General features: G+C 40.5%; 11 protein-coding genes. 5 read left to right on the top strand and 6 right to left on the bottom strand.

Annotated elements, in window-relative coordinates; genetic code table 11:
• Window positions 1-464: 464 nt before the first annotated feature.
• The 4 genes from PSF16_RS02150 to yieE form a co-directional block, all read right to left on the bottom strand.
• Window positions 465-1,022, bottom strand: coding sequence for a hypothetical protein (locus PSF16_RS02150; protein WP_006660792.1), 558 nt, complete (start codon window positions 1,020-1,022; stop codon window positions 465-467).
• A gap of 167 nt (window positions 1,023-1,189) precedes the next feature.
• The gene (locus tag PSF16_RS02145) at window positions 1,190-3,169 is read right to left on the bottom strand and encodes a ligand-gated channel protein (protein ID WP_006660791.1); all 1,980 of its coding nucleotides are present in this window, start codon (window positions 3,167-3,169) and stop codon (window positions 1,190-1,192) included.
• A 384-nt stretch (window positions 3,170-3,553) separates the two neighbouring features.
• Complete coding sequence (locus tag PSF16_RS02140; protein WP_006660790.1) at window positions 3,554-5,041, bottom strand: amino acid permease; 1,488 nt, start codon at window positions 5,039-5,041, stop codon at window positions 3,554-3,556.
• A gap of 142 nt (window positions 5,042-5,183) precedes the next feature.
• Complete coding sequence (gene yieE, locus PSF16_RS02135) at window positions 5,184-6,047, bottom strand: DNA-binding transcriptional regulator YeiE (RefSeq protein ID WP_272688697.1); 864 nt, start codon at window positions 6,045-6,047, stop codon at window positions 5,184-5,186.
• Between the two features lie 191 nt (window positions 6,048-6,238).
• Here yieE and PSF16_RS02130 point away from each other — a divergent pair, with 191 nt between their 5' ends.
• Window positions 6,239-7,318 carry a YeiH family protein gene (locus PSF16_RS02130; protein ID WP_272688696.1) on the top strand — a complete coding sequence of 360 codons (1,080 nt, stop codon included), beginning with the start codon at window positions 6,239-6,241 and terminating at the stop codon, window positions 7,316-7,318.
• A gap of 266 nt (window positions 7,319-7,584) precedes the next feature.
• Window positions 7,585-8,430 carry a deoxyribonuclease IV gene (nfo, locus tag PSF16_RS02125; RefSeq protein WP_006660786.1) on the top strand — a complete coding sequence of 282 codons (846 nt, stop codon included), beginning with the start codon at window positions 7,585-7,587 and terminating at the stop codon, window positions 8,428-8,430.
• A gap of 74 nt (window positions 8,431-8,504) precedes the next feature.
• On the opposite strand, the gene fruK is transcribed toward nfo, so the two are convergent.
• A complete protein-coding gene (gene fruK / locus PSF16_RS02120) occupies window positions 8,505-9,440 on the bottom strand; it encodes a 1-phosphofructokinase (protein WP_006660785.1) in 936 nt (311 codons plus the stop codon).
• A 167-nt stretch (window positions 9,441-9,607) separates the two neighbouring features.
• On the opposite strand from fruK, the gene PSF16_RS02115 reads away from it, so the two are divergent.
• From PSF16_RS02115 to yeiP, 3 genes are all read left to right on the top strand, one after another.
• The gene (locus PSF16_RS02115) at window positions 9,608-10,048 is read left to right on the top strand and encodes a nucleotide triphosphate diphosphatase NUDT15 (RefSeq protein WP_036966046.1); all 441 of its coding nucleotides are present in this window, start codon (window positions 9,608-9,610) and stop codon (window positions 10,046-10,048) included.
• 150 nt (window positions 10,049-10,198) lie between these two features.
• On the top strand, window positions 10,199-11,443 hold the full coding sequence (gene mtr / locus PSF16_RS02110) for a tryptophan permease (protein ID WP_006660783.1): 1,245 nt from the start codon (window positions 10,199-10,201) through the stop codon (window positions 11,441-11,443).
• 141 nt (window positions 11,444-11,584) lie between these two features.
• The gene (gene yeiP, locus PSF16_RS02105) at window positions 11,585-12,157 is read left to right on the top strand and encodes an elongation factor P-like protein YeiP (RefSeq protein WP_006661420.1); all 573 of its coding nucleotides are present in this window, start codon (window positions 11,585-11,587) and stop codon (window positions 12,155-12,157) included.
• Window positions 12,158-12,311: 154 nt separating this feature from the next.
• On the opposite strand, the gene PSF16_RS02100 is transcribed toward yeiP, so the two are convergent.
• On the bottom strand, window positions 12,312-12,698 hold the full coding sequence (locus PSF16_RS02100) for a hypothetical protein (protein ID WP_272688695.1): 387 nt from the start codon (window positions 12,696-12,698) through the stop codon (window positions 12,312-12,314).
• Between the last annotated feature and the right edge of the window lie 119 nt (window positions 12,699-12,817).

The following is a 12,817-nucleotide window of genomic DNA, read 5'->3' as shown; positions in this document are numbered from 1 at the left end:
GACTTTGCATCTGTCTATAAGCAGAGAAGAACGATGAGAAGTGAAAAAGCGTCTGTGCGAAGCCGGTGTTTGCTCCGTAGTCATCAATGCGGCAACGACGACCGCTCGGCCCTGCTGCCAGTGCAAAAAAGTAAGCCATAAAAGCATTCCTCAAAGCTGTAGCATGAAATATTTGCTACACGTAAATATTTATTTATCTATCCGGCCTGATATCCGGCCCCGTTAAAATGAAAGAACCCTAAAAAGCAAAAAAACCGATGCCGGTTTTTATCAGGCATCAGTCATTTTTTAGTCCGCGCATTTTGCACGTCATACCTGTAAATAGCAAGCCAATTTGTTAACAAAGTGCCCTCTTTTCTATGAGAAATTTTGATAATTTTGGACTTTTTGTTCCACTAACTAATATGACAAGTTTTTATGGGGATTATCGCAATTTAAACCTCTCGGTTAGCCCATACAAAATACTAAACCGGTCTATCTAATTTTGCTGCACTCTTTTCCAAAAGCATATCTAAGCTTGAATGCAATAATTTACTTTTTACCGCCTTCGTTTCAGATTGAAGCTCGCTACCCACTTTATTGTCCATGGTATAAACAGTGACTTTGCCTTCTTGATGGTTATAAATCAGTAAACCATCCACGCCATAATCATACTGATCCTTAAAATTACCTAATACAAGCTGCATACTGTTTCTCGCAGCAACATCACCATTTACCGCTTTACGTAACGTTTCAATCGATAACCCGACAGGAACCGAATAGACATACAACACTTCCACATCAGAATCACCATCATCACTGCCATTACACATAAAACAGGCTTCTCGCTGCACTGATGAGAGTCGTTCCATTTTGCGTAATTCGATTAATAACTTTTGACCATCTTGATACGGTGATTGTGAGATATCGAGGAACACTAATCGGTATGGTCCGGGATCCCCTGCAAGTGCGTAAGAAACGCTACCAATGAATAATAAAACACTCAAACAGCAAGCACTAAAATAGCGGGTAAGTTTGGGCATAATCTGTTCCTACTAGACTCCATAACGGTATGGTAGATTCACTCTATTACGCTCGAATGACTATATCTTTATTTCTGAATTACTGATTTTCTTTTTGAATAATAGTACAAAAAAGCCCTTTGGCGACAAACCAAAGGGCTTACATTGATAAAAAATTAATTATCTAATTAGAAGTTGTAGTTGATACCGATATTATAACGACGACCTTCTAATTCAGCACCATATGTCCCTTTATCGACACGACGATCCAATACGTTATAAACACCACCAACTATATTGGCATTTTTACTCAATTTATAACTCGTACCAAGGTCAAACAGGGCATAAGATGGTGTACCTTTACTCATTTGCTGGCCACGACCTTGATAGTCTGAAGTTTCACTACGGAAATTCATACGACCCCACGTTTGTAAATCTTCCGTTGTATCCCAAGTCAAGGTGGTATTTACCATGTGTTTAGGCTGTTTACTCAACGGTTTACCTTTATTCACCCCACTTTTTTGTTCTGTGTGGGTATAGGTATAGTTCGCTGCAAACTCGAGGTTATCAAGAATTCCCCAGTTGAAGGTCACTTCAACACCTTGCATTCTTGCTTTGTCGACGTTGGCTTTATCGCTAACAAAACGGTAAGGTTTGCCTGGAGTATCCCCTTCACCATCCGCTAAAGTACAATCTCTAATCGTGTCAATGCTGTTATCACAACGTCTGATTTCCGTAATCTTATCTTTGAAATCAGTATTATAAATAGTAACTCCAGCAGTTAGGTTATCTTGGTTATTCCAGATAACGCCAATTTCTTCTGTAATACTTTTTTCTGGTTTTAAGTCAGGATTACCATAAATAATCGCATTCCCTTTATTGCCACCAGTTGCTTGTCCCCAATTTGCAGATGATTCACGTAAGCTTGGTGCTTTATAGCCAGTAGAGACACCACCTTTAATTGTCCACTGCTCATCTGCATGCCAAACACCATATAAACGAGGAGTCCAATGCGCACCGTAGTTTTCATCATTATCCATTCGCAGACCACCAGTTAATGCAAAATCATTTGTCATTAACCATTCATCTTCTGCAAATAATGCCCAGCTGTATCTATCTAGCTCACTATTTCCCGGTAGTTTGTTACTCTGATCTTTTAGCTTTTCTTTACGGTACTGGCCACCAATACTGACACTGTGATCACCCAGTAAAAAAACACTTTGATTACGGAAGACTAAATCTTCTGCCGTCATTTTACGACCTGGGTTTTTCGCTTCATCGTACTGAACATACGTGTCCGTCGATGCAATATCATAAGTACCAGTGTGGGTTAAAGCCATATGAGTCATATCATACTTGCTAAATCCGCTACCATCACCACGAGCCGCGGTATAACCTTCACGATAGTCACGATGCTGATTATCTTTTTTAAAGTCTAAATCAAACGCATTTTGCTCATTTGGGGTCAGTGATAATGTACCACCGCCACTTGTCATAATTTGGCGACCAAATCCATCGATAATTTTATCTTCACTACGGTGTGAATATTGACCTTGTAACTTTACTCCCAATAAACCATCAACTAATGGTCCGGATGTATAGAAGCTACCTTGCCCGGTATTACCCGAATTTTTGCGCTCTGTAATTGTGGTATCGGCACGTAAACTCGTGGTCCACTCTTGTTGAACACGACGAGTAATAATATTGATAACCCCACCCATAGCATCAGAACCATACAGTGAGGACATAGGACCACGTACGACTTCAATACGCTCAATAGCAGGTAATGGTGGTAACCAGCCTTGTTCGATACCTGCACCATCACTATTTGGTCGAATGCTACGTGTATCCACACGTTTTCCATCGATAAGGATCATGGTGTACTTCGCATCCATCCCGCGGATACTAATATCGGAGCTACTCCCCCCTCCTGTGACTAATACACCTGGAACATCTTTCAGCGCATCTGTGACATCGCGGTAAGCTTTAGTCTCTAATTGCTCGCGCGTTACCACTGAAATTGATGCTGGGGCATCTTCAATTTTTTGCTGGTAACCTGATGCAGTCGTTACAAAAATTTTGTCGCTGCTATCATCCGCAAACGCAGGTACTGTAGTCATAGCCGCAATAATGCTAACTGCGATTTTTCTTTTAGTAAAAACAACCATTCCCGACTCTCCAAGAGATTTCTTTTCTTAACAATGAATTTTTATGCTCAGCACTAGGGTTATGCGCCCTATAGGATTATTATTTTTGTCATGATACTTTCTGAGGTTTACCACTTTTGAAGCAAAATCAAATAAGTAATTAGCTCTCATTCGCAGGCGGTAACAATAATGCAAATGGTAATACTTATCAATAGCATCACTAAATAATTAATGAGTTCCAATGACCGATTGTGTGACTTGATTCAAAACTTGAATCTTTTGAAGGGGAATTGGTGGATGTTCAAGCATCTGTAGATAAAAAAAAAGGGTAATGCTGTCAGCGAATTAACTGACTCACATTACCCTATGACGATACTGTTCTTTTAATTATCTTTAGCGCAAAAATTACTTCTCTAAGTTTTCTCTATAAGACGGAAAACTCATCTCTTTATAACGCACAATCGACGTTTTTCTCACTATCTTGTACCCAAACCAGATAGCTAAAAACAGTGGAATACCGATATAGGTCGCAGTCACACCTACCCAGTCAATCTTATCTTCTAAGAAAGCTTGGTAGTTCTGTCCTAACGTGATGACTAAGCACAGAATAAAGGCAAAAATCGGTCCTACTGGGAAGAAGCCTGAACGATATGGCAGGTCATTTAAATCTTTACCTTGGGCGATATAGCCTCTTCTGAAACGATAATGGCTAATAGCGATCCCTAACCACGCAATGAAACCTGTCATCCCCGATGTATTTAATAACCACAGATAAACGGTTTGATTACCAAACATTGAGCTTAAGAAACATAAGCCAGCAACAACGGTTGTCGCTAATAATGCATAGCGCGGTACGCCACCTTTAGACAGCTGAGCAAAAATCTTCGGGGCTTTACCTTCGCGGGCTAAGGTATACAGCATACGGGTTGACGCATACATACCCGAGTTACCCGCCGACAGTACTGCGGTTAAAATAACAGCGTTCATCACAGCAGCTGCTGATAATAACCCTGCGTTCTCAAACACTAGGGTAAATGGGCTTACGCTAATATCTTTGACATCATTACGTAATAAGCTTGGGTCAGTGTAAGGAATGATCAGGCTAATAATTAAAATCGCGAAGATATAGAATAAAAGGATACGCCAGAATACCTTGCGTACAGCACGAGGAATATTTTTCGCAGGATCTTTTGATTCACCTGCAGCAATACCAATTAGCTCAGTACCTTGGAACGAGAACCCAACAATCATTGCCACACCAATCATTGCAGAGAAACCACCTGCAAATGGCGCATCACCAATTTCCCAGTTATGCCAACCTGCATTTTCCGCCCCGTTCATGATGCCAAAAATCATCAATACGCCGACGATAATAAAAATAACCACCGTGGTGACTTTAATCAGGGAGAACCAGTATTCTGCTTCACCAAATCCTTTAACGGAGATGTAATTCAGTAAGAAAATGATCGCTAAGAAGATAGCACTCCAGATCCAGCCTGGGGTATCTGGGAACCAGTAAGTCATAACCAGTTGTGCCGCGACAAGGTCGACAGCAATAGTCACTGCCCAGTTGTACCAGTAGTTCCAACCTAATGCGAAACCAAAGCCTTCATCGACATACTTTGCACCGTAGGTTGCAAAAGAGCCGGAGACTGGCATATAAGCTGCCAATTCACCTAAACTGGTCATTAAGAAATACACCATTAATCCAATAATGGCATAAGAGAGGAGAGCTCCACCTGGTCCGGCTTGTGCTACTGTGGCACCGGATGCCACAAATAAACCTGTTCCGATGGAGCCGCCAATTGCGATCATCGCGAGGTGACGGGCTTTTAGCTCACGACGTAATTTTTGTCCGCCGCCCATAGATGTCGTGGTATGTTGTTCTGCCATCTGTTCCCTGTATTTTATTTTCAGTCAATAACGCGGGGATTCTAACAAACTCAAACGGCAGAACTAAGCAACTCTTTGCTGTTATAAGATACCTTCATAATCCAACGATAATTATTAGCAAAACACGTTATGATGGTTTCATTTAGTGACAGTAAGCCAGCAAATTAGTAATCGCATTAGAAAGATGCTTCTGACGGTGATAAATCAGATATAACGTACGCTCAAGTTGCAGTTCTTCAACTTCAAGCTCCACCAGCGTGCCATTTTCTAATTGTTCTGCAATCACTCGTCGAGATAAACAGCTAATCCCCATCCCAAAACGTACTGCGTGTTTGATCGCTTCTGAATTGCCAAGCTCCATTAAAATCTGGAAACCAGGAAGATGAGCAAATAGCAGTTGATCCAAGACATCTCGCGTACCCGAACCGCGTTCACGTAAAATCCATGGCGCGTCTTTCAGATCTCTCACGGTGACTTTTTTCTTCGCTAATGGGTTACTTGGCGCTGAAAACACCACTAATTCATCTTTTAACCACGGTTTTGATATTAATTCAGGGCTATGACATACCCCTTCAATCAATCCCACATCGGCTCTAAACTCCATGACGCCTTTAATGACTTCTTCAGTATTACCAATAAATAATTCCAGTGGAATTTCAGGATTATCATGGCGATATCCAGCTAAAATCTCTGGCAACATATAGTTCCCAATGGTCGTACTCGCCGCCAAGCGAACGGCGCCCATCTCTTTTTTAAACAGTTGCTCAACTTCAAACGCCTGTTCTAATAGCGCTAATGCTTTTGGATAAAGAAGACGCCCATGTTCATTCGTAACAAGCCGTTTACCTACTCGGTCAAAAAGTTGTACCCCTAATTGCCCTTCCAAATCAGTGAGTGATGCACTCACTGCGGACTGAGATAACGCCAATAATTGCGATGCTTGCGTCGTGGAGCCACTTTTTAATACTTCCGTGAAAACCTCAAGTTGCCTCAGTGTAATACGCATACAGAAAGCTCCAGCTTGATTATCTAGTTGTAATAATATTGTTAATATTAATCATTTATTAGCAATATACCAGAAGAAACTATTAACCTGTTTATTAGATAAATAATACAAAAACAATCAATTTAGATTATTACATTTTTTGTTATATGCTTATTCCAACTTAATCTAAGTCGTCATTAAAGAGTGTAGTCATGGATAAAACAGGAACCAAAGCAATAACACAAAATCATTCGTTTCCTATTCTCAAACTTATCCCAGGGATCATTTTAGCGGGAATTTTAACTGCCGTTGCAATCTACCTTGGTGAACAGTCTTGGTTTATGGATATCGGATTAGGTGCACTCACCCTCGCTATCCTTCTTGGTATTTGCGTGGGCAATACCATTTACCCTGCGATCAGCACAAGTAGTGATGCTGGGATCAAATTCGCAAAACACTATTTTCTCCGTGCCGGTATTATCCTGTATGGGTTCCGTTTAACATTTCAGCAAATTACTGATGTAGGTGCCACGGGGCTAATTATTGATGCACTCACCTTAATCACCACTTTTTTATTGGCTTACTGGTTAGGTAAAAAAGTGTTTAAACTTGATGATGAAACAACAATGTTAATTGGTGCTGGTAGCAGCATTTGTGGTGCTGCCGCGGTCATGGCAACAGAACCTGTCGTGAAAGCATCCGCAAGTAAAGTCGCTGTGGCAGTATCAACGGTTGTTATCTTCGGTACCATTGGTATTTTCGTCTATCCGTGGTTATATCAGCTAAATGCTCACTTCGGATGGATCCCTGCGACTCAAGAAAGCTTTGGGATTTATATTGGTTCAACCGTTCATGAAGTCGCACAAGTGGTTGCTGCAGGGCACACAATTGGTCCCGATGCTGAAAATGCGTCGGTGATTGCAAAAATGTTACGTGTCATGATGTTAGCACCATTTTTAATCATTTTGTCTGCATTTATTAGCCGTAAAAGTGCTGCAAATACCCAAGATGGCGCACAAAAAAGTAAAATCACCATTCCTTGGTTTGCTGTGATTTTTATTCTGGTAGCTGCATTTAACTCATTCAATTTACTACCAGAGCAGCTGGTTAAACACATTATTACGTTAGATACCATTTTATTAGCGATGGCAATGGTGGCTTTAGGGTTAACGACCCACGTTAGTGCTATTTGCCAAGCCGGTATCAAACCATTGCTGATGGCCGCTATTTTGTTTGCTTGGTTAATTTTTGGTGGCATTGTGATTAACGTCGCTATTCAGTCTCTATTTTAACCCGCATTTTTTACTGGCTAAGTTTAGCGCCTTTGAGCACCTCCGATTGCCGCTTTTATGAGCGGCTTGAGGTTGCTGACAAAGAGGGATAAAACAGGGTTTTTCCCTCTTTGTGTTATCGGGGGAAAATCAATAAATTGATTTAAAAGCACCATTTTCAGGACCCTAGGGTTGAAAATGGTCTATTGCCGCTTTTATAAGCGGCTTTTTTATTGGTTTCATTTCTTTAGTTATTAATGGCATACTCCTGAAAAAAGGAGTCAATCATGAAATATGTTGGAGCACACGTCAGCGCCTCTGGCGGCGTTGACCAAGCAGTTATTCGCGCCCATGAAATTGGTGCCACCGCATTTGCTTTATTTACGAAAAATCAACGTCAATGGAAAGCCGCCCCACTTAGCGACGAAATGATCAAAAGCTTCAAACAAAATTGCGTTAAGTATGGCTATGGTAAACACCAAATTTTGCCCCATGATAGCTACCTCATTAATTTAGGGCACCCAGAATTTGAAGCTTTGGAGAAATCCCGTACCGCTTTCATTGATGAAATGCAGCGCTGTATGCAATTAGGTATTGACTTGCTCAACTTTCACCCAGGTAGTCATCTCAAGCAAATTGAGGTGGATGACTGTTTAGCCCGTATTGCTGAATCTATTAATATCGCCTTAGCCGAAACCGAAGGTGTGATTGCTGTGATTGAAAATACCGCAGGTCAAGGCACTAATCTGGGCTTTGATTTTACGCATTTAGCCAAAATCATTGAACGCGTTAAAGACCAAAGCCGTGTCGGCGTATGTATTGATACTTGCCATGCTTTTGCTGCAGGCTATGATCTACGTACAGAAGAAGATTGCGAGAAAACCTTCCAGCAATTTTCCGATATCGTCGGCTTTGAGTTTTTGAAAGGTATGCATCTTAATGATGCAAAAAGTGAATTTGCTAGTCGTGTTGACCGCCACCACAGCTTAGGAGAAGGTAATATTGGTTACGCGCCTTTTCGCTATATCATGAAAGATGCACGCTTTGATGGTATTCCCCTGATTTTAGAAACGATTAACCCCGATATTTGGCCACAAGAAATTGCATGGTTAAAATCGCAACAAAATAGTTAACTGAGTGACGCAACAAAAAGGCAGCCTTCTCTGAGCTGCCTTTTTATGGAATACCTGCAATATTAATTCAATAATTACAGTGATTTCATCTCAATTTTCGCCATCATATCCGCCAGTTTATTTCGGTTTTTCAAGCCTACATCAGGCTGTGAAACAGACAATGCAGAAATTGCCGTTGCCATACGTAATGTATGTTCGCTAGTTTCACCATTCAATAAACCATAAGCGAGCCCAGCCACCATCGAGTCTCCAGCGCCAACGGTACTGACCACTTCACATTGAGGCGGTTTTGCTAACCAAGAACCTGATGCATTTACCCAAAGCGCCCCTTCTTCTCCAAGGGAAATCACCACGTGGGAAATGCCTTTATCACGCAGTTCATGAGCCGCCGCAATCACCTCTTTTAAGTCTGGTAATTTACGTCCGACCCATGTTTCTAACTCTTGGCGATTCGGTTTAACTAACCATGGGGATGCTTTAAGCCCTGCTTTTAAAGCTTCACGGCTACTGTCAAAGATAATGCAAGGACATAATTGGCGCAGACGGGTCATCCAACGAGTAAATTCTTCTGGCTCAATCCCGTTAGGTAGGCTGCCGCTTACCACGACCATGTCGAAATGACCTAACCAATTTAGAGATTCCGTTGAAAAACGGTTCCAATCTTCTTTGCTGACATCAAAACCAGAGAAATTGAAGTCTGTAGACTCACCGTTATTCTCTGTAAGTTTAACATTAATGCGCGTTCGACCAGGCACCATACTAAAACGGTTAGCCATGCCATTTTCGCTAAAGAAGTGTTGGAACTCTTCTTGGTTATCTTTACCCATAAAACCACTAACGGTGATATCAATACCAAGGTCACGCAGGACTTTTCCTACGTTGACGCCTTTGCCTCCGGCATTAAGACTAGCGGTCTTAACTAAATTGACTTCACCGACTTCGATTGAAGGGCATAGCCCCACAAGGTCATAAGCAGGATTTAATGTAATTGTAGCAACCCGGCGAGTCATAACCACTTATCTCCCTTATCATTATTGTCTTATCACACGATTTTCAGGGCATAGTTATAACATTAATAACGCTTGATTTCAGTGATATTTGTATTTTTTGCTGATTGTAATTTAAACCCAACGTGGCAAAATTCTTTCCCGTAAAAAGACAAGAAGAAGGAAAAATAATGTCGAATCCTCAATATGTTGTTGTTGGTGTCGGGGTGCTTATCACTAACAGGCAAGGACAAATCCTAGTCGGTAAACGTAGCAGCAAACATGCGCCTTATTGGTCCATTTTTGGTGGTCATGTTGATCCAGGGGAGTCTTTTGAAGCTTGTGCAATCCGCGAAATAAAAGAAGAAATTGGGATCGATATCACATCCCCTACTGTATTTGGTATCAGTAATAACGTTGAAACTTTCCGACAAGAAGGCAAACACACAGTATCTATCTGTATGCATGTGGAATATAACGGAACTGTTGCACCGCAAATTATGGAAACCGATAAATGTGAAAACCTGTTATGGATTTCCCCTACAGACCCCTTACCTGAGCCCCATTTTGAAGCTAGCCGTAATGCAATTGACCTCTGGCTAACTCAACGCTTTTATCACCAACCTGTATAAACCACGCCATATGCACAAATATCACCCCATTTGTGCATATAACAATCACATCAGACTATTTTTTATTTTATTATCTTTTATATGTTTACATTATTTCACGCCTAATGTATCGTTCAGCTAGTACAGTGAAACAATCATTCAGGAGTCATCATGGAAGCTGATGTTATAAAACCACCAAAACGCCCCTCTATTTTAGGCGGCTCAATGATCATCGCAGGTACCGCTGTTGGTGCCGGTATGTTTTCTATTCCAATGGTGACTTCAGGTGTGTGGTTTTCCGGCTCAGTCGTGTTATTAATCTACACATTTATCTGTATGTTATTGTCAGGATTAATGATTCTAGAAGCAAATATGAATTATCCGGCAGGTGCCAGTTTTCATACGATGGTCAAAGATCTATTAGGCTCAAGCTGGAATACCATTAACTCTTTATCTATTACCTTTGTTTTGTATATTTTAACGTATGCATACATTTCAGCAGGTAGCTCTATCATTACTGAAAACGTGTCGAAATATGCTCAAGTTCCACAAGCAATTTCAGGTCTCGTTTTTGCCTTAGTGATTGCATTTTTTGTTTGGTTATCAACTCGAGCGGTTGATAGGCTAAGCACCATTCTCATTGGTGGGATGGTTATCACATTTGTGATGTCAATTGGTGGAATGGTGACAACGGCATCACCGATGGTTCTCTTCGACCAATACGACAATAATAACAGTGAATATTTACCATATGCATTAGCGGCTCTCCCTTACTTACTCACCTCTTTTGGTTACCACGGTAACGTACCTGGGTTAGTGAAGTACTATAATAAAGACAGCCGCAGTGTCATGCTGAGTTTGGTATATGGCGCAGGGATCACTGTCACTATCTATATATTATGGCAGTATGCTATCCAAGGTAATATTCCTCGTTCATCCTTTATTGAAATCAGAGAAAACGGTAACAATATTGGTGCACTACTGAACCAAATGAATATTTCCGCCCAGAGCAGCTTTATTTCACAATTTTTAACACTGTTCTCGTATATGGCGCTAGCAAGTTCATTTTTGGGCGTTTCCCTTGGCTTATTTGATTTTATTGCGGACTTCTTTAAGTTTAATGATAGCCATCAAGGGCGTTTCAAATCCGTTATCATCACCTTTTTACCACCCACAATTTTAGGCTTGGTGTTCCCTAACGGCTTTATTTATGCCATTGGATTTGCGGGTCTCGCAGCAACCATTTGGGCGGTGATTATTCCAGCCTTGATGGCAAGAGCAAGCCGTAAACGTTTTCCAAATAATAGCTATCGAACACCGGGTGGAAGCTTTGTCATTGGATTTGTGATCTTATTTGGTTTGATTAACGCAACCGCACATATTCTCTCTCTGTTGGGGCTTCTCCCCGTCTACTAAGTTACCCGCAAGCTAACATTGATTAAAAAGAGATCCCTAGTGTGAAAACTAGGGATTTTTTTGATGTTAACATCTTGCCTAATCCCTTATCTGCGAGTAATTTTGTCGAACTCTTTTTGACAATAACAAAGAAGGTTATTTATGGCCAAGGCCAACGAAATCAAACGTGGTTTTGCAATAAACTACAATGGGAAATTACTGCTGGTTAAAGACATTGATATCCAATCGCCAAGCGCTCGTGGAGCAAGCACACTCTACAAAATGCGTTTTACCGATGTCAAAACTGGCCAAAAAGTTGAAGAACGCTTTAAAGGCGACGATATTTTAGACACTATCTCATTAACACGTCGTGCGGTAAGTTTTTCTTATATCGATGGTGATGAATATGTGTTCATGGATAATGAAGACTATACGCCTTACATCTTTAAAAAATCAGATATTGAAGAAGAATTGTTATTTATTCCTGAAGAAGGTTTACCAGGAATGCAGGTGTTAACAATGGATGGGCAAGTTCTTGCTCTCGAGTTACCGCAAACTGTTGATATGGTCATTGTTGAAACCACTCCTGCGATTAAGGGGGCTTCTGCAAGTGCACGAACCAAACCAGCAACAATGCCGACTGGATTAACAGTTCAAGTTCCTGAATATTTAACGACAGGCGAAAAAATCCGTATTCATATTCCAGAACGTCGTTATATGGGTCGTTGCGATTAATTATCCTGCACTATTTTCTTGTCTTGAAAATAAGCTTACATTACCTATGGGCACTTCGCCCATAGGCGTCATTATAAATAAACATCACTAATTCATCCTAGAAAAGCATTCCATTTAACATTCAAAATTTAATATAAAAATGACAATTTAGTTATTAATCATAGATAACCGTGTAAACCCCTATTTTATTTTCCTTATTAATCCATTTAAATGTTTGAGTTCCTTTGTGATTTGGAAGCACAGTCCCTTTTTCAGTCAATTTATTAATTTTCATTGATGTTGTTTTTACTTTTCCATCATCATTCCAACATTTTGTATCAATATTCTGCTCAATACTCGTGATAACGCAAGGTGATGCGACAATTGCGCCGACAAAGTGGATAGTACCTGATGCAACGGGTTTTGCTTCGCTATGTGTAGAGGCTTTAGCATGCATACCGAATGTTAATGCCATTAAAGAAAACACTGCTAATGTTATTTTTTTTACTGAGTGATCCATAAGAATTTCTCCGCTTAAAATTAAAATATCGTCAATTATCAAAATTTATTTACATCTATTTGATGAGTTATTTAATAAATTTCGGCAGAGAGCTTAATTTGCGGGGAAAAATAGTTATTTCACTTATAGTCGCTATTTTTTATTTTCATCAATCAAAACAC

This window comes from Providencia sp. PROV033, from assembly GCF_028484855.1.
In the GTDB taxonomy this organism is placed as follows: domain Bacteria; phylum Pseudomonadota; class Gammaproteobacteria; order Enterobacterales; family Enterobacteriaceae; genus Providencia; species Providencia alcalifaciens.
This window is presented reverse-complemented; position numbering and strand designations above follow the sequence as displayed.